Origin of the sequence: Pseudomonas sp. FBF18 (assembly GCF_024261405.1) — a bacterium.
GTDB classification, from domain to species: domain Bacteria; phylum Pseudomonadota; class Gammaproteobacteria; order Pseudomonadales; family Pseudomonadaceae; genus Aquipseudomonas; species Aquipseudomonas palmensis.
Window position 1 is genome coordinate 180084 of the sequence record NZ_QKRS01000003.1, and the last position, 17988, is coordinate 198071.

At 65.7% G+C, this 17988-nt stretch carries 15 protein-coding genes and 1 tRNA gene; 8 read left to right on the forward strand and 8 right to left on the reverse strand.

The genetic code is table 11. The features are described 5' to 3' along the window. Positions 1-224: 224 nt before the first annotated feature. The 6 genes from DN387_RS06805 to DN387_RS06830 form a co-directional block, all read right to left on the reverse strand. Positions 225-659 (reverse strand): hypothetical protein, encoded by a 435-nt coding sequence (locus tag DN387_RS06805; protein WP_043862216.1) that lies wholly within the window; start codon positions 657-659, stop codon positions 225-227. A gap of 99 nt (positions 660-758) precedes the next feature. Next, positions 759-1169 carry a hypothetical protein gene (locus tag DN387_RS06810; protein ID WP_054915790.1) on the reverse strand — a complete coding sequence of 137 codons (411 nt, stop codon included), beginning with the start codon at positions 1167-1169 and terminating at the stop codon, positions 759-761. 116 nt (positions 1170-1285) lie between these two features. After that, a tRNA-Phe gene (locus tag DN387_RS06815) sits at positions 1286-1361 on the reverse strand. A 91-nt stretch (positions 1362-1452) separates the two neighbouring features. Next, a complete protein-coding gene (locus DN387_RS06820) occupies positions 1453-1725 on the reverse strand; it encodes an oxidative damage protection protein (RefSeq protein WP_043862214.1) in 273 nt (90 codons plus the stop codon). After that, the gene (mutY, locus tag DN387_RS06825; protein ID WP_043862213.1) at positions 1722-2789 is read right to left on the reverse strand and encodes an A/G-specific adenine glycosylase; all 1068 of its coding nucleotides are present in this window, start codon (positions 2787-2789) and stop codon (positions 1722-1724) included. Before mutY ends, DN387_RS06820 begins: the two co-directional genes overlap by 4 nt. Then, entirely contained in the window at positions 2786-5020 is a 2235-nt protein-coding gene (locus DN387_RS06830) for an AsmA family protein (RefSeq protein WP_054915789.1), read from the reverse strand. The genes mutY and DN387_RS06830 overlap by 4 nt, the downstream gene beginning before the upstream one ends. 326 nt (positions 5021-5346) lie before the next feature. Between DN387_RS06830 and DN387_RS06835 the strand changes: the two genes are divergently transcribed. The 8 genes from DN387_RS06835 (at position 5347) to DN387_RS06870 (ending at position 15843) form a co-directional block, all read left to right on the forward strand. After that, positions 5347-7005 carry an OFA family MFS transporter gene (locus tag DN387_RS06835; RefSeq protein WP_054915788.1) on the forward strand — a complete coding sequence of 553 codons (1659 nt, stop codon included), beginning with the start codon at positions 5347-5349 and terminating at the stop codon, positions 7003-7005. 185 nt (positions 7006-7190) lie between these two features. Beyond that, on the forward strand, positions 7191-7784 hold the full coding sequence (hisB, locus tag DN387_RS06840; RefSeq protein ID WP_043862210.1) for an imidazoleglycerol-phosphate dehydratase HisB: 594 nt from the start codon (positions 7191-7193) through the stop codon (positions 7782-7784). Further along, positions 7784-8422 carry an imidazole glycerol phosphate synthase subunit HisH gene (hisH, locus tag DN387_RS06845; protein WP_054915787.1) on the forward strand — a complete coding sequence of 213 codons (639 nt, stop codon included), beginning with the start codon at positions 7784-7786 and terminating at the stop codon, positions 8420-8422. The genes hisB and hisH overlap by 1 nt, the downstream gene beginning before the upstream one ends. After that, positions 8422-8682: a DUF2164 domain-containing protein gene (locus DN387_RS06850; protein ID WP_043862208.1), complete on the forward strand. Its 261-nt coding sequence runs from the start codon at positions 8422-8424 to the stop codon at positions 8680-8682. The genes hisH and DN387_RS06850 overlap by 1 nt, the downstream gene beginning before the upstream one ends. Positions 8683-8723: 41 nt before the next feature. Beyond that, complete coding sequence (gene hisA / locus DN387_RS06855) at positions 8724-9461, forward strand: 1-(5-phosphoribosyl)-5-[(5-phosphoribosylamino)methylideneamino]imidazole-4-carboxamide isomerase (protein ID WP_043862207.1); 738 nt, start codon at positions 8724-8726, stop codon at positions 9459-9461. A 10-nt stretch (positions 9462-9471) separates the two neighbouring features. Then, complete coding sequence (gene hisF, locus DN387_RS06860; RefSeq protein ID WP_043862206.1) at positions 9472-10242, forward strand: imidazole glycerol phosphate synthase subunit HisF; 771 nt, start codon at positions 9472-9474, stop codon at positions 10240-10242. 124 nt (positions 10243-10366) lie between these two features. Next, positions 10367-11107 (forward strand): ABC transporter substrate-binding protein, encoded by a 741-nt coding sequence (locus tag DN387_RS06865; RefSeq protein ID WP_054915786.1) that lies wholly within the window; start codon positions 10367-10369, stop codon positions 11105-11107. 95 nt (positions 11108-11202) lie between these two features. Further along, positions 11203-15843, forward strand: coding sequence for a hypothetical protein (locus DN387_RS06870; RefSeq protein WP_054915785.1), 4641 nt, complete (start codon positions 11203-11205; stop codon positions 15841-15843). Between the two features lie 5 nt (positions 15844-15848). Here DN387_RS06870 and DN387_RS06875 read toward each other — a convergent pair whose 3' ends face one another. Next, the gene (locus DN387_RS06875; RefSeq protein ID WP_043862203.1) at positions 15849-16622 is read right to left on the reverse strand and encodes a divergent polysaccharide deacetylase family protein; all 774 of its coding nucleotides are present in this window, start codon (positions 16620-16622) and stop codon (positions 15849-15851) included. Continuing rightward, positions 16622-17941 carry a S41 family peptidase gene (locus DN387_RS06880; protein ID WP_043862202.1) on the reverse strand — a complete coding sequence of 440 codons (1320 nt, stop codon included), beginning with the start codon at positions 17939-17941 and terminating at the stop codon, positions 16622-16624. The genes DN387_RS06875 and DN387_RS06880 overlap by 1 nt, the downstream gene beginning before the upstream one ends. Positions 17942-17988: the final 47 nt, after the last annotated feature.

Below are 17988 nucleotides of genomic sequence, written 5' to 3' on the forward strand. Positions count from 1 at the left end.
ACAACGGCGGGCGGGGCGAAGGGCCTGTGGGCAGGTGGGTGTCGCATCGATGCAGCGGACTGTCGCGCGGATGACCGCGCGCCCCATTTCCACGGGCCGTAGCCGTGATGAAAAAAGGCGCGATGGTGCCAGTTTTGGCCGATGCTGGAAAGCCGTTTTTGACCGGTTGCACAGCATCCGGGGGTTTTGCCGGCCCTGGGCTGCGGCGCAGCCCGGGTCGTTGCTCAACCGAATTTCTTCTGCTTGGAGACGATCTCCGAGGCCTGCACATAGGCGTCCTGGAACTCGTCGCTCTCCAGCCACTGCATCGCTTGGGCCTCTTCGGTGCCGTCCAGCCAGTGGCGGTAGGCGCAGAACACCTTGCAGATGTAATCGGTGGAGTGTTCTTCCTTGTGCCCCTTGAGCACCAGGGCCAGCAGCGGGTCGACCAGGAACACGGCAATCATCGAGGCCAGGCCGGTGTCCTGGGCCTGTTTCATCTTCTCGAACAGCGCGGTGTAGCTGCCCGATTCCATGGCCTTGGTGAACACCTGCTCGACGCTGGCGCTGGCGCTCTCGCCGCTGCTCTTGACCGCCTGGCCGCTGCGTACCATGCGGTTCTCGCGGGCCTTGCTGGCGGCGCGCTTGGCGCGTTTTTGCTGTTTGCTGCTGGAAGCCATTGCGGGTAATCCTTGAAAGAAGGTGATGCGTGGCGCTATTGAACCTCACTCCCTCGGCAAACCCAAGCCTGTGTCGCCGCGTGCAGCAGGGGCGTGCCGCTAGGGCAGCCGCCCGCACAGCGCATTGCCTTCATAGCCGTGCATGATCGGCGCCAGGAACATGAACGGGCCGCAGGCATTGAGGTAGGGGTTCTTGTCGACGCTGTGGGTGGTGTACATCAGCACGCGCTCGTCGCCGAACCTGTCGTGGCCGAACGCGGCTTCGGTGTAGGTCGAGCACACCGGCAGCTTCAGCGGCACGGGCAGCACCACCAGCCACAGGCTGATGCCGCACCATTCCCGGGTGGCTTCGGAACGTTCGGTGCGGGTGATGTGCGGGGTGATATCACGGCCGAGCAACTGGCGGTAGGTGTCAGTCTTTTCGACGCGGGTCTGGGGCGAGGCGGACTTGAAACCGACGCAACCGTTCAGGCACACCAGCGCAAGCGCCGTCATCACAAGCCTTTTCATCCATGAACCCTGGTAGGCGCCGGCCTGGCCGGCGAAGGTGACGACCTGGCGAGCACCAAATCGCAGGCAATAAAAAACCCCAAGGAATCACTTCGCTTGGGGCTTTTCGGTATTAGTGGTGCCCAGAGACGGAATCGAACCGCCGACACGGGGATTTTCAATCCCCTGCTCTACCGACTGAGCTATCTGGGCAACGGGGCGCATTAAAAGCGTTTTTCGGATTTGCGTCAACGACTTTTTGAAAATTTATTAAATTAATTCCGTCGCTTACGAATTTCCGGGGTTATTCGGCAGGCGGCACGTAGCCTTCGGCCTTCTCGTATTCTTCGCCGGAGAAGAACTTGTCCATCTCGCCCTGGAGGTACTTGCGGTCCTCGGCGTTCATCATGTTCAGGCGCTTCTCGTTGATCAGCATGGTCTGTTCCTTCTGCCAGTCGGCCCAGGCCTTCTGCGAGATATGCTCGAAAATGTCCTGGCCCTTGGCGCCGGGATACGGCGGGCGCTCCAGGCCAGGCAGCTCTTCTTTGTATTTGCGGCACATTACGGTGCGGGTCATGACGACTCTCCTGCATTCAATACGTGGGCCGCGCGTTTGAGCAGTTTCTTGACCGGGGCAGCAAGGCCCAGGCGCGGCGGGGTGGCGAGGTTATACCAGAGCCAGTCGGCCTCGGCCACGTGGTCACCCTGGGGGGCCACCGGCACCAGCCAGGGTTGGATCGCCAGCTGGAAGTGGCTGAAGGTGTGGGTCAGGCTGTCCAGCGCCACGGGCTCGCCCAGGTTCACCCCGTGCTGCTCGGCCAGGTGTTGCAGGTCGTCGAGGCTGTCCAGCTCCGGCAGGCTCCACAAACCGCCCCACAGGCCGCTGGACGGGCGCCGGTACAGCAGGATGGCGCCCTCGTTGTTGGCCAGCAGCGGCATCAGTGTGCTGCGCTGGGGCAGGGTCTTGCGCGGCTTGGGGATCGGGTAGCGGATCTCCTGGCCGAGCATGTGCGCCTCGCAGCCGCGCTCCAGCGGGCACAGCAGGCAACTGGGCTTGCTGCGCGTGCACAGGGTGGCGCCCAGGTCCATCATCGCCTGGGTGTAGTGGTTGACCCGGCTGTGGGGGGTAAAGCGCTCGGCGTTGGCCCACAGCGCCTTGGCCACCTTGGGCTCGCCCGGGTAGCCTTCCTGCGCGGTGTAGCGGGCCAGCACGCGCTTGACGTTGCCGTCCAGGATCGGCGCACGCAGGCCCATGCTGATGCTGGCGATTGCCCCGGCAGTGGACAGGCCGATGCCGGGCAGCTCGGTGAGCTTCTCGACATCGCGCGGGAATTGGCCGGCGTACTGCTCCACCACGATCTTCGCGGTCTTCTGCAGGTTGCGCGCGCGGGTGTAGTAGCCCAGCCCGGTCCATAGGTGCAGCACCTCGTCCTCCGGCGCCGCGGCCAGGGCCTCGACGCTGGGCAGGGCTTGCATGAAGCGCCCGAAGTAGTTGAGCACGGTGCTCACCTGGGTCTGTTGCAGCATGATCTCCGACACCCACACCCGGTACGGGGTGATGCCCTGTTGCCAGGGCAGGTCGTGGCGGCCGTTACGGTCGTACCATTCCAGCACGGCGCTGGAAAACTGCTCGGGATTCATCGTTTGAACAGGCCCTTGAGTGCGTCTTTGAGTTCGGGACTGACCTTGTCACCCAGCTTTTCGTTGAGCTTTTCCTGCAGCTTGTTGCCCAGCGCCTTGCCGGCCAGCTTGCCCAGGCCATCCTTGTCCACGCGGCAGGCCTTGGCACCCAGCTCCAGCGGGCCACGGCAGCGCAGCGGGAACTCCAGCCCTACGTAGCGCTCGTTGACCTGGCAGGCCGGGTCGGGCATGTCGCGCTTGTCGCCCTCGACAATCACGCCCACGCGGTAGTCCATGCCCAGCACGCGCAGGTCGAGGTCGCCGTGGCCGTTGACGGTCAGGCCCGGGATGCGCACCTTCAGGTCCGGGTTGCTGGCCACGCCGTTGCGCAGCACCAGGCTGCCCTTGAGTTCCTGGAACGGGGTGTCCTTGCCGCGTGGTTCGCCGCTCAGGGCCTTGCGGTTGAGGGTGGCGATGCCCTGGCACAGCTGCTGCTCGAGGTTGGCATTGACCAGCACACCGTTGTTGATGACGAAGCTGGCGTTGCCATTGAGGGTGTCGATCAGCGCCTTCTGGCTGTTGCCGCTGCCGGTCAGGTTGCTGCTCAGGGTCAGCAGGCCCTTGACCGGCGGGGTGTCGGTCTGGCTCTTGATGAAGTGCTCCACCGGTACGCGGTTGACCTGGGTACTCAGGCCGATCTGCGGTACCGCAGGGCGCACGTCGAGGGTGCCCTTGGTAGCGAAGTCGCCGTTGTAGAGGCCGCCCTGCAGGGTGTCCAGGGTGATCAGGCCGCCCTGGCCACGGGCCTTGAGCACGGCGTTCTGGATAGGCAGCTGTTCAAGGGTGAGCACGCCGAAGCTCAGGTCTGCCTGCAGGTCGAGTACGCGCAGGCGGTCCACCGGCAGCAGCTTGTCGGTGCTCCAGGCGGTCTTGGTGGGTGCGTCCGGCAGCGGTGTGGTGCCGGCTCCTGCCAGCGCGCCGGCTTCGTTCTGCTGCACCTCGGCCTGGCGCGCGGCCTTGGCGCCGGTGGCGGCCTCGCTCTTGGCCGGCAGGTAGCGGTCGGCATTGAACGTGTCGGCTTTTAGCTGCACGCGCAGGGCCTGCTTGGCGAAGTCATCCACCGCCAGGCGGCCGGTGAAGGTGCTGTCGTCGAGCTTCACTGCCAGGTCTTCCAGGGCCAGGCGGGTGGGGCTGCCTTCCAGGCGGCTGACCAGCTCGAACTTGCCCAGGGTGGCGGCATCGGCCATCGGTGGCACTGCCACGCCGACGCTGTCGAGGAACGTGCGCAGGTCGAGCTGGGCGATGGACAGGCCGCCGGTGAGCTTGGGCGTGCTGTTCAGGTCACGCACGTTCAGCTCGCCCAGGGCGCGCAGCTGGTTGGCCGACAGCTTCAGGCCGTTCCATTCGGCGACGTTCGCGGCCATGTCCACCAGCAACTGGCCCTGGGCGGCGAAGGTCATGGTCTTGCCCTGCAGCGGCTCGCCGGAGGCTTCGCCACTGAGCTTCATGTCTTCGAACTGATAGCGCTTGAGCGCACGGTCGAAGCGCAGCTCGCCCTTGAGCTCGGTGCGGGCGCGCAGGGCCGGCTGGCCAGCGCTGAAGAAGGCGGTCATGGTCAGCGGAATGTTGACCCCTTCGTGAACCGCGCCGGTGCTCAGCTGGATGCTCTCGGCGCTGAAACTCTGGCCGCTTTGCGCATCGCTGTACTGCACCTTGGCGTTGTTCACGGTGAGGCTGTCGATGTCCAGCTTGACCGGGCGCTCGGCGGCGGCCGGCTTGGCCGGGGCCTCGCCTGGGGCGGGTGTGCCGGCGCTGCCTTCGGCCGGTGCAGCCGGGGTGGCGGCCGGCAGCGGCTTGCCGATGTCTTCCCAGTTGCCGTGGCCGTGCTCGTCGCGGGCCAGGGTCAGGTTAAGGCCCTCGACGCGCACGTCGCTCATCTGCACTTCACGGCGCAGCAGCGGCAGTACACGCACTGACAGGCCGAGCATCTGCAGGTCGGCGAATGGCACCTTGGGATTGTTGAGCGTGGCGATGCTCGCCTCGTGCAGTTCCAGCCCCAGCCACGGGAACAGGCTCCAGCCGATGTCGCCGTTGAGCGTCAGCTCGACGTGGGCCTTGTCGCGTGCCAGCTGGCGGATCTCGTCTTTGTAGTCGTTGGGATCGAAGAGGTGGGTCAGGGCAAAGCCCAGCGCCACAATGATCAGCAACAACCCGAGTATCACCAGCCCCAGGATTTTGCCGAACGCTTTCATGGGCGAGTCCTTGTAGTCCGATTGTAAAATTCAGCCGCAGAGTATAGCCCCGTGCAGGGCGCGCGGGCGCGGCGCGACCCGGGTTTGGACAGCAACCGGCGGGGCAGTTCCTGACACGGGGGTATCAGTTTTCGCAAAAACCACAGTATCAGCCTAATTTCAGCGAGTGCGGCGAATGGTACTCTCTCGCGCCTCCACGGTCCCGTTGCGGCCGATTGTCGCGTCAAAGGGCCGGTTGCCAGATAAACGACGTGCTGCCCCTGGCAGCCAAAGTCGCAGGCAGCAGGCCTGGTCGGTGGAGCATCCATATCACGAGGGGAACAACAATGAGCAGCACTACGGTGGGCGGCATCGCCAGTACGCCCGGCTTCCTGTCCAAGGAACGCATTGTCGCCAGGGCCGGTTTCAACCGCTGGCTGGTGCCACCGGCGGCCCTGGCCATTCACCTATGCATCGGCATGGCCTATGGCTTTTCGGTGTTCTGGCTGCCGCTGTCGCAGGCCATCGGTATCAGTGCGCCGGTGGCGTGTGCGCCGGAGATGAGCTTCGTGGCGCGCCTGTTCACCGCCGAGTGCGACTGGCCGATCTCGATGCTGAGCTGGATCTACACGCTGTTCTTCGTGTTCCTCGGTTGTTCGGCGGCCATCTGGGGCGGCTGGCTGGAGCATGCCGGGCCGCGCAAGGCCGGGGTGGTCTCGACCCTGTGCTGGTGCGGTGGCCTGCTGATGTCGGCGCTGGGGGTGTACACCCACCAGCTGTGGCTGATGTGGCTGGGCAGTGGTGTGATCGGCGGTATCGGCCTGGGGCTGGGCTACATTTCGCCGGTATCGACGCTGATCAAGTGGTTCCCGGACAAGCGCGGCATGGCCACCGGCATGGCGATCATGGGCTTTGGCGGTGGCGCCATGGTCGGTGCGCCACTGGCGGCGGCGCTGATGAGCCACTTCGCCGGCCCTGACGGGGTGGGCGTGTGGCAGAGCTTCGTGGTGATGGCGCTGATCTACTTCGTGTTCATGCTCGGCGGCGCCCTGGCCTACCGCGTGCCGCCCACCGGCTGGAAGCCCGAAGGCTGGAGCGCGCCGCAGAAAAAGGCCGGCAACGCGATGATCACCCACCGCCACGTGCACGTCAGCGTGGCGTGGAAGACGCCGCAGTTCGCGCTGATCTGGCTGGTGCTGTGCCTTAACGTGTCGGCCGGCATCGGCATTCTGGGCATGGCCTCGCCGCTGCTGCAGGAAGTGTTCGCCGGCAAGCTACTGGGCAACGACCTGAGCTTCAGCCAGCTGGATGCCACGCAACTGGCGCAGATTGCCGCCATTGCCGCGGGCTTCACCGGGTTGCTGAGCCTGTTCAACATCGGCGGGCGTTTCTTCTGGGCCTCGTTCTCCGACTACATCGGGCGCAAGAACACCTATTTTGCCTTCTTCGCCCTGGGCGTGGCGCTGTATGCGCTGATCCCGAACATGGGCCACCTGGGCAACATCGCGCTGTTCGTGGCGGCGTTCTGCATCATCCTGTCGATGTACGGTGGCGGCTTCGCCACGGTGCCGGCGTACCTGGCCGATCTGTTCGGCACGCAGATGGTGGGCGCCATTCACGGTCGCCTGCTGACCGCCTGGGCGGCAGCCGGGGTGCTGGGCCCGGTGCTGATCACCTACCTGCGCGAGTATCAGCTGGAGATGGGCGTGGAGCGGGCGGCGGCGTATGACATGACCCTGTACATCCTGGCCGGGCTGCTGGCGCTGGGCTTTTTGTGCAACGCGCTGGTGCGGCCGGTGGCCGACAAGTACTTCATGACCGATGCGCAACTGGCGGCCGAACAGGCGCTGGGGCACGACAAGGGCGCCAATGGCAGCACCGTGCTGGAGTGGAAGGCCGCGCCGGGCAGCCGGCCGCTGGTGATTGCCGCGTGGCTGGTGGTGGGCATTCCGCTGGCGTGGGGGGTGTGGGTGACCCTGCAGAAGACTGCGGTGCTGTTCCATTAAAGGCATCGCGGGTCAAGCCCGCTCCTACAAGGATCTCTGCTGACCGTGTGGGAGCGGGCTTGACCCGCGATGAGGCCGGTACTGCTGACGCAAATTCCCCGCCAACTGTCTTCTTCGTTCCAAGCCACGCGTATCTAGGCCTATAATGGACACCTTTTTCGCCCAATGATTTTGCGGAGCTGGTGATGGTCGAACGTACGGCTAGCGTCGAGCGCAATACTCTGGAAACCCAGATCAAGGCCTCGATTAACCTGGATGGCAGCGGCAAGGCCCGATTCGATATCGGTGTGCCTTTCCTCGAACACATGCTCGACCAGATCGCCCGACATGGGCTGATCGATCTGGACATCGAGTGCAAGGGCGACCTGCACATCGACGATCACCATACCGTCGAAGACGTCGGTATCACCCTGGGCCAGGCATTCAACCAGGCCATCGGCGACAAGAAGGGCATCCGTCGCTACGGCCATGCCTACGTGCCGCTGGACGAGGCGCTGTCGCGCGTGGTCATCGACTTCTCCGGCCGCCCGGGCCTGGAGATGCACGTGCCCTTCACCCGCGCCACCGTGGGCGGTTTCGACGTCGACCTGTTCCAGGAATTCTTCCAGGGCTTCGTCAACCACGCCAACGTCTCGCTGCACATCGACAACCTGCGCGGGCACAACACCCACCACCAGATCGAGACCGTGTTCAAGGCCTTCGGCCGCGCACTGCGCATGGCCATCGAGCTGGACGAACGCATGGCCGGCCAGATGCCGTCGACCAAGGGCTGCCTGTAATGCAGACGGTAGCCGTTATCGACTACGGCATGGGCAACCTGCACTCGGTGGCCAAGGCCCTGGAGCACGTGGGCGCCGGCAAGGTGCTGATCACCAGCGATGCTGCGGTGATCCGCGAGGCCGACCGCGTGGTGTTCCCGGGTGTGGGCGCGATCCGCGACTGCATGGCCGAGATTCGCCGCCTGGGCTTCGACAGCCTGGTGCGTGAAGTCAGCCAGGACCGCCCCTTCCTCGGCATCTGCGTGGGCATGCAGGCCCTGCTCGACCACAGCGAAGAGAACGACGGCGTCGATTGCATCGGCCTGTTCCCGGGCAATGTGCGCTTCTTCGGCAAGGGCCTGCACGAGGACGGCGAGCACCTTAAGGTGCCGCACATGGGCTGGAACGAAGTGTCCCAGGCCATCGACCACCCGCTGTGGCACGACATCCCCGACCGTGCGCGCTTCTACTTCGTGCACAGCTACTACATCACCGCCGCCAACGCGGCGCAGGTGGCGGGCAGTGGTCACTATGGCGTCGACTTTGCCGCCGCGCTGGCCGACGGCTCGCGCTTTGCCGTGCAGTTCCACCCGGAGAAGAGCCATACCCATGGCCTGCAGCTGCTGCAGAACTTCGCCGGCTGGAATGGTCGCCGGTAATGGGCAAGTCCCGCGCCAAGCGGCCGATCCTCACCCTCGCGCCTGAAGAAGAGCGCGAGGCGCTGGCCAAGCTCAAGCGTTTTCTCGAAGACCGCTTCGAGCTTGAGCTGGGTTCGTTCGAGGTGGCTGAAGTGCTGGAGCTGTTCAGCCAGGAGATTGCACCGCATTACTACAACAGGGCGATTTTCGATGTGCAGGCGCACCTCAAAGAGAGGTTCGAAAGCATTGAAAGCGACTTGTGGTCGCTCGAGAAGAACTGACTTCCCGAGCTCACTGTTTACCGAATAGACAGGTTCCCCAGATGCTGATTATTCCCGCTATCGATCTCAAGGACGGTGCTTGCGTACGTTTGCGCCAAGGCCGCATGGAAGATTCCACGGTATTTTCCGATGACCCGGTGAGCATGGCCGCCAAATGGGTCGACGGTGGCTGCCGCCGCCTGCACCTGGTCGACCTGAACGGTGCCTTCGAAGGCCAGCCGGTCAACGGCGAGGTGGTGACTGCCATTGCCAAGCGCTACCCGAACCTGCCGATCCAGATCGGCGGCGGCATCCGCTCGCTGGAAACCATCGAGCACTACGTCAAGGCCGGCGTCAGCTACGTGATCATCGGCACCAAGGCGGTCAAGCAACCCGAGTTCGTGGCCGAAGCCTGCCGTGCGTTCCCCGGCAAGGTGATCGTGGGCCTGGACGCCAAGGACGGCTTCGTGGCCACCGACGGCTGGGCCGAGGTCAGCTCGGTGCAGGTCATCGACCTGGCCAAGCGTTTCGAGGCCGATGGCGTCTCGGCGATCGTCTACACCGACATCGCCAAGGACGGCATGATGCAAGGCTGCAACGTGCCGTTCACCGCCGCTTTGGCTGCCGCCACCAAGATCCCGGTGATCGCCTCCGGTGGCATCCACAACCTGGGTGACATCAAGGCCCTGCTCGACGCCAGGGCACCGGGGATCATCGGCGCCATCACCGGCCGTGCGATCTACGAAGGCACGCTGGATGTGGCCGAGGCGCAAGCCTTCTGCGACAGCTACAAAGGCTGAGGAGAACGGCATGGCGCTGGCCAAACGCATCATCCCTTGCCTGGACGTCGACAACGGTCGAGTGGTCAAGGGCGTCAAGTTCGAGAACATCCGTGATGCCGGCGACCCGGTGGAAATCGCCCGTCGCTACGATGAGCAGGGTGCCGACGAGATCACCTTCCTCGACATCACTGCCAGCGTCGATGGCCGCGACACCACGTTGCATACCGTCGAGCGCATGGCCAGCCAGGTGTTCATTCCGCTGACCGTGGGCGGTGGCGTGCGCACTGTGCAGGATATCCGCAACCTGCTCAACGCCGGTGCCGACAAGGTCTCGATCAACACCGCAGCGGTGTTCAACCCCGAGTTCGTGGGCGAGGCCGCGCAGCATTTCGGCTCGCAGTGCATCGTGGTTGCCATCGATGCCAAGAAGGTCTCCGGCCCGGGCGAAACCCCGCGCTGGGAGATCTTCACCCACGGTGGGCGCAAGCCTACCGGGCTGGATGCGGTGGAGTGGGCGAAGAAGATGGAAGGCCTGGGCGCGGGCGAGATCCTGCTCACCAGCATGGACCAGGACGGCATGAAGAGCGGCTTCGACCTGGGCGTGACCCGCGCCATCAGCGACGCGCTGGGCATTCCGGTGATCGCCTCCGGTGGTGTGGGCAACCTGCAGCACCTGGCCGACGGCATCCTGGAAGGGCATGCCAGCGCAGTGCTGGCGGCCAGCATCTTCCACTTCGGCGAGTACACAGTGCCTGAAGCCAAGGCCTACATGGCGCAGCGCGGCATCTGCGTGCGCTGAGCGGCCGCATTCGCCGGCAAGGCCGGCTCCTACACTGCAGCGAACCTGTAGGAGCCGGCCTTGCCGGCGAAGCATTTGCTGTTAAGGTAATGCAGGCACATCGCCAGGGAATCGGGTCCATCCTATGTTCACACGCTTGCTCGTCGTGCTCGTCAGCCTCTTCTCCCTCGCTGCCACCGTCCGCGCCGCGGACCCGATGGTGCTGCTCACCGAAAACTTCCCGCCCTACAACATGGCCAGCGACGGCAAGAACTTCGCCCGCGAAGACAAGATCCAGGGCATCGCCGCCGACCTGGTTCGCGAGATGTTCAAACGCGCCGCCATCCCCTACAGCATGACCCTGCGCTTCCCGTGGGAACGCGTGTACCAGCAGGCCCTGAACAGCCCCAATCACGGTGTGTTCGTGATGGCCCGCCAACCCGACCGCGAAAAGCTCTTCAAGTGGGTCGGGCCGCTGGGCCCCGACGACTGGATTCTGCTGGCCCGCCCCGACAGCCCCATCACCCTCGAACACCTCGGCGACGCGCGCGGCTACCGGATCGGTGCCTATAAAGGCGATGCCATCGCCCAGCACCTGAGCAGCAAGGGGCTCAAGCCGATCACCGTGCTGCGCGACCAGGACAACGCGCGCAAGCTGCTCGAAGGCCAGATCGACCTGTGGGCCACCGGCGACCCCGCCGGGCGCTACCTGGCCCGCCAGATCGGCATCACCCAGCTCAAGACCGTGCTGCGCTTCAACGGCGCCCAGCTGTACCTGGCACTCAACCGCCAGGTACCCGATGCGGTGGTGGAAAAGCTCCAGCACAGCCTGGACCAGTTGCGCGACGAAGGCTTCGTCGACGCCACCTTCGCCCGCTACCTGTAAGCGCCTAACTATGTAGTGCCGCGGCCATGCACCGGGCTGCTGTGATGGATCGTCGCTGTGAATTGCACAGCCCGATCACTCATGGAAGGTGTTAGATGCCACTGCATATCCTGCAAGACCTGCCCACCCCCGAACCCGACAATGCCCTCGCCGCCATGGTGGCCGAGCAGTTCGCCAGCCGCCCGACCCTGCGCAGCACCAGCGCCACGCTGCTGGAGCGCTTGCTGCGCGAGTACTTCCCCGGGCTGTCCGCCAATGTGGAGGCGCTGCGTTTGTACGTGCCCGACAGCAGCGCGCAGTTCTATCAGGTACGCCCGCTGGTGGACGCTGCACTGGACAACCTGTGCACCTGGGAGCCGTTGCAGATGCATGCGGGGGGCTTGTCCGGTTTTCTGGGCCAGGCCGACGCGGTGAAACTCAAGCTGCAGGGCCATGCACTTGATGCGGACACCCTGCGCGAAATGATCAAGGTGTTTGCCGACGGCATCGTGGCCGAGTTCCAGCGGGCCCTGATGAACTACTGGCAGGCCAGGGGCAGTGAAGGCGTTCCGCGCCTGAGCTGGCTGGCCAGAACCCTGGCCCAGGCCCTGGTGCCACACGCCGGCGGCAAACAGGCCTGGGCCGGGATGCTGGGCCAGGTGCTGCAATGGCCACGCTGGTCGCTGCGTCAGGCCCAGGGCGAGCAGGCCGTGCGGGTGTACCTGGTGCAACTGCAGCTCGACGCCAGCCTGACCAGCACGCAGATGCTGCTCAGCGATCTGGTGTTGGTCCGCGGCGAGCAGGTGCTGCGTTGTACGCCCGCAGGTCAGGTCAGCGCCCACGCCTCGCTGAAGGCGTTCGGCGAGGCGTTGACCGACGAACTCGAAGGCGCCTATCGGCTGGTCGGGCTGCAGTGGCAGTTGCTGGAGGTCGAAGGCAATCCGTTCAGGGTCCAGGCCGAGGCGTTGCTCGATCAGCAACTGCGCGACGTGCAGGCGCTGCGCCTGGGCGGGCAGTCGGTGACTGAGCTCGAGGGGTTGTTTGCCACGGTGTCCGATGTGGCTGCGCGCCTGGCCGGCAACCGGGCATTCGTGCCGACGCCTGCCGACACCCAGGTGCTTGGCCAGCTGCCGGCATGGCTCAAGCAGGCTTCGGGGGCCGATTACCTGGACTACCGCATGCAATGGCTGAGCATGGCGCTGGCGCACCAGCACAATGCCGGCAAGGCCTATGACCACGGTATCCCGACCCTGCGCGACTATGCCGCCAAGGCGCTAGGCGAGCGCATGGCGGCAGATCAACCGGGCGGGCCGACCTACGACCCCTACAAGCTGGTGCTGACCTTCCAGGTGCCCTATGGCCAGGGTGGCTTCGGCTTCGTCGAGACGGTCAGGCTGCTGCTGGTGGATGCCGCGCTGGAAAACCTGTCCGGCCTGCCCAAGGGCCCGATGAGCATTGCCCATGCCGATGGCGACGAGATCGCCGCATGGCTGAGCGCCGAGTATGTGATGACACTCATCACCGCCGTGGATGTCGGGGCCAACTACCTGGCAGTGATCGAACAGGCCATGCGCACCGATGCACGCCAGGCCGACGAGCGTCGGCAGCTGTTCGCCGACACGCTGCGCGCACAACTGCCATTGCTGGCGCTGGAATACCGGATCAGGGGCGAGCAGGGCTTCACCCGCCAGGGCCTGCGCTGCGTGGACTACGCCATGAGCACCGACCAGACCGACCGGGTCGAGGTGCGCCCGCTGACCTTCCTCAGTGGCGAAGGGGCCAGCCCTGACGAGGTCGACAACATGTTCGTGTTCGCCCTGCCCGGCAGGCCCGAGCGGGTGCTGTACCGACCGCTGTTCGAGCCCCTGCTGCGCGAATTTGCCAGCGAGGCTGCATTGTTCAAGGCCCTCGAGGAGCCCGAGCTGCAAGCCAGCGTGCTGAGCTGGATGGGACGGGACGCCCGGCGCATCTATGCCAATGGCGGCTTTGCCAACCCTCACCTGGGTATCACGGTGGATGAACCGGTGGCTGTGCCGGGGGCGAACGTGCCGCGTCTTGGCGGCGCTGCGCTGACCGGTGACCTGCTGGCGCATTTCTACACCAGTACGGTGGATGCGCTGATCACCCTGGGTGACCGGCAATCGGTATCCAACGCCGAAGATCGCTGGCTGCGCTTCAAGGAGGCGGGCTGGCTGCTGTTCAATATCGCGCTGCCTTACCTGCGTGGGCCGACAGCTGTCGCCGGATGGCTGGTGCAACTGGTCAGCAGCCTGGACAGCGACTTCAAGGCGCTGCGCGAGGGGGATGACACCACGCGCGCCCAGGCCGTGGTCGACCTGCTGTTCAACCTGAGCACGGTGTTCATGCACGGGGCCGGGGAGGTCGGCATGGCGCGCGCGACGCCGATCAAGGTGCAGCCCTCGATGCTGCAGCAAACGTTGCCGGTGCGCGGCGAGCTGCCAATGACCGGCGTGCTGGTACCGGTGCAGCAACCCCTGGGTCCGCAACTGCGCAGTGCCGGTGCGTTGCCGACAGCCATGGACTTCTCCTGGAGCGGCATGCGCAACGAAGCGGCGCCCGAGCTGCGTGCGTTCCTGCGCCCGATGCAGGTCATGCCCGGCCAGGAGCCGACCGGCCTGATCGAGACGGGGGAGCGCCGCGGCCTGGCGCTGATCGACGGGCAAGCGCATGTAAAACTCGATGACCGCTGGTACCGCGTGCTGGAGGTGGAGGGGCGCTTCTGCATCGTCGACCCCCTCGACAGCAGCCGCCGTGGCCCGTGGCTGCGGCGCAGCAGCGAAGGCAGCTGGCAACTGGACCTGCGCCTGGGGCTGCGCGGGGGCGGGCCGAAAAAGCGCATGAGCCTGCAGGAGAAGAAGGCGCAGAACAGGCTGCAGCTTCAGCAGCTCAACGCCACGCTGGAGTCGGCGCAGCAGGATTGCCTCAGGCGCATTGTGGCCATGACCCCCAAGGTCAACGAGCTCAACGCCTTGCTCGACCCGATGTTCAAGGCCCAGCGCGAGTACCAGCTCGATCGCACGGCGACCCGGCTGGTAGCGATGAAGCAGGCACGCACGCGTGCGCAAGTGGCCGAGCAGGCACTCAAGGTCGAGCAGGACGCCTTCATCGAGGTGGCCAAGGACCTGCTGCGCACCACCCTCGAAGCCCGCGAAACCCTGAAACTGGCGGATTTCTACGGCCATATCACTGCGGCCGACTACAGCAAGGCGCTGAACCTGAACTTCAGGATGAACTTCCAGGCGCGCCTGCAGTTGCAGGCCCAGTACCACAGCAAGCAGTTCAAGATCTCGTTGCACGATGCCTGGATCGAGAATGCGTTCCAGGTCACCCTGGGTGATACCGCACAGCCGTTTTCCGCGTTGCTGGAGGCCAACACGCAGAACGAGACGTTCCACCTGCTGGCCCTGGAGCAGGCCGAGGCCTGCAGCGCCCTGGTCGAGGAGGTTCGCCGCGAGCCGGCGGTCAAGGCCACGGCCGACGAGATCATCCGCTATGGCGAGGCCAAGCGTGAAGAGCTCAAGGTGTTCAGCGCCCAGCGCATCCGCACGGCCTACCTGGAAATCCTCGGCTACATGAGCCTGGACACGCGTATCGCGGACGCCACCCAGCGCCCGTTCTACAAGGACTTGCTGCTGGACCCGGACATCGTCGCCGGGGTGCTTTCGCATGAGCAGCTGGGCATCGATGCCCAGGAGTTCACGCCCCAGGAGCGCATCCAGGTGCTGCGCGAGGCCTCGCACTGCTACTCGCGGGCCAAGGCGGTTGCCCAGTATGTGGGCGACCTGTTCGCGCCGGTGCCCGGCAAGGACTATCTGGCGGCGTTCGTGCAGACCCTCGACGAGCTCGATGCCAGCGCCAGGGCAGAACTGGACAGCCTGGTCACGGTGCCGGCCACCAGCACGACGCCCCGGCCGACGCGCAAGCGCAAGGTGATCGTCACGCGTACCCGCCGGGTGGTGGTGGGGCGGGTACGGGCGCCATCGCCCGGCGAGCCGGTGCCGATCGTGGATATCGAGGATGCCAACCACCGCATCGTGGCGTCCTACCGCGAGCACGGCGGCGATGACTGGAACCCGATCAAGACCGTACTGCCCGCCACGCCGGTCGGCCTCAAGCCGCGCAAGGCCCTGCGCAGCGAGGCGCGCCAGGTGCTCGATCAGGTCGCCCCGCTCAAGGCCAAGCAGCAGGGGTTGTCCGGCAGCGGGCATCAACCGGGGGATATCGTGTTCCCGCTGACCATCCTGGCCGATCGGCTGATCCGCGTGGCGGATGACTTCGAGCGCCACAGCGGCCTGCCCGATACCGAGCAGGCCACCGTTGCCCAGCTGCGCCAGGAGGCCCAGGGGCTCAGGGACGCAGCCGATGCCCTGCGCCTGAGCATGTGCAAGGCGCAGAAGCCCACCGCGCGCAACCTGCTGTATCTGTGGGAGCGCAAGCAACTGCACATCGAATTCAAGGCGCCGCGCAAGGCCCTGGCGGCCGGCGACTTCATCGACGAGTACGAAGTGCGTGTGGCGGGCGGCGACAAATGGTACGTGCACCTGCACTATCCTGCCCTGGACACGCCCACGGCAGCGTTCAGCAAGGGCCACATCAAACTGGAGGCGCAACGCACCAAAGGCTATGCCGACCTGCTCGAAGAGGCGAAAACCACCGGCAAGATGGGCGTGATCTGGCGCGCCGACCTCACCCCGGCCTTCATCAAGGGCTGGTTTCCGCTACGCCCCCTGGCGTAGGCGCCTCACTGGCCGCCGGCGCTGGCGCGATAGCGCCCGCCGGCACCGTGGGCCGCCATCGCCTGGTTACTGCGCAGGGCAATCATCTGGTGGATCTCGACCCACTCGATGCCCTGCGCCTTCAGGCGAGGCAGCTCGCGTTCGAGCACCTCCAGGGTTTGCGGGTAGGGGTGGCCGATCAGCACGGCCGAGCCCTGCCGGCGCGCCAGCTCCACGGCGATGCGCAGTTGCCCGGCAATCGCCTCGGGGGTGCGCACGTCATCCAGGAACACATCCCGCGACAGGCTTGCCAGCCCCTGTTCCTGTGCCTTGGCCGCAGCGACCGTGGCGGCGCTGGTGCGGCTGTCGACAAAGAACAGATGGCGGCGCTGCAACTCGCCCATCAGCCAGGCCATGGGCAGCGGCTGTGCAGTCATGCGGCTGCCCATGTGGTTGTTGATGCCGCTGGCATAGGGCACCTTGGCCAGGGCTGCGCCCAGGCGTTGTTCCAGCTCCGGCAGCGGGGTATCCGGGTGCCAGGCGTAGGGGCCGGTGGCCGGGTCCATGGGCATGTGCAGGATCACCGTCTTGCCGGCCTTGTGCGCCTGGCGGGCGAACGCGGTGGCGTGCGGGGTATCGGGCATGATCGCGAGGGTGACCGGGCCGGGCAGGGCCAGGGTGCGCGCATCTCGCGCAGGGCTCTGCCCCAGGTCGTCGATGATCAGCGTGAGGTAGGCCTTGGCCGGTGCCGCGTGTGCGGTACCGGCCAGGCAGAGCAGGGCGAACAGCAGATAGCGCATCACTTGCCGCTGGTGATGCTCAGGCCCTTGAGCAGGTTCAGCGCCTGGCTGAGCTGGAAGTCGTCGTCCTGCGGACGGTCCTTCTTGCTCGCGGCCTTGCCCGAAGGCCGGTCGGCGCCGCCGTTGCCGTTGCCCAGGTGACCTTGCAGGTCGGCTTCCTTGAAGTTGTCGTTGTCCTGCTCGCTGGTGATCTTGGCGCGGCGCACCTCGATGTCCGGCACGATGCCCTGGGCCTGGATCGAGCGGCCGTTGGGGGTGTAGTACAGCGCGGTGGTAATCTTCAGGGCGCGGTCGTTGTTCAGCGGCAGCACGGTCTGCACCGAGCCCTTGCCGAAACTGTCGGTGCCCATCAGCACGCCGCGCTTCTGGTCCTGCAGGGCGCCGGCGACAATCTCGGAGGCCGAGGCGCTGCCGCCGTTGATCAGCACCACCAGCGGCACGCCTTCGCTGGCATCGGCCGGGTCGGCCGAGAAGCGCAGTTCGGAGTTGGCGATGCGGCCCTTGGTGTACACGATCAGGCCCTTGGTCAGGAAGTGGTCGGCCACTTCGACGGCGGCCTGCAGCACACCACCGGGGTTATTGCGCAGGTCCAGCACCAGGCCGCGCAGTTTCTTGCCGTTGTCCTTGCGCAGCTTGGCCAGGGCCTTGCCGACCTCTTCGCCGGTCTTGACCTGGAACTGGGTGATGCGGATATAGCCGTAGCCGTCCTCGAGCAGCTGCGACTTGACGCTCTTGACCTGGATGACCGCGCGGGCCAGGGTCACGTCGAACGGCGTGCCGCCGTCGCGCACCAGGGTCAGGGTGATCTTCTGGCCGATCTTGCCGCGCATCTTGTCGACCGCCTCGGTCATGGTCTGGCCGCGGGTCGGCTGGCCGTCGATCTTGACGATCAGGTCGCCCGCCTCGATGCCGGCACGCGAGGCCGGGGTGTCGTCGATGGGCGATACCACCTTGACGAAGCCGTCCTCCATGCCCACTTCGATGCCCAGGCCGCCGAACTCGCCGCTGGTGCTCTCCTGCAGCTCCTGGAAGTCTTCCGGGCCCAGGTAGGCGGAATGCGGGTCGAGGTTGCTGAGCATGCCCTTGATGGCGTTTTCGAGCAGGGTCTTGTCGTCCACCGGCTCGACATAGGCGGCCTTGATGCGGTCCATCACCTCGGCGAAGGTGCGCAGCTCTTCCAGCGGCAGCGGCGCCTGGGCAGTGACCGTGGTCGGTGCCACCGTGGCTGGCTTGGCAGGCTCGGCCGCGTGGGCCAGTGGCGCGCCGATGACCAGGGCAATGGTCAGGGCCAGCGAGGTAAGGCGAGGCGTATGCAGCATGTCGAACGAACTCCTGATCCTGGTTTTGCCCCCGGGGGAGCGTCGCT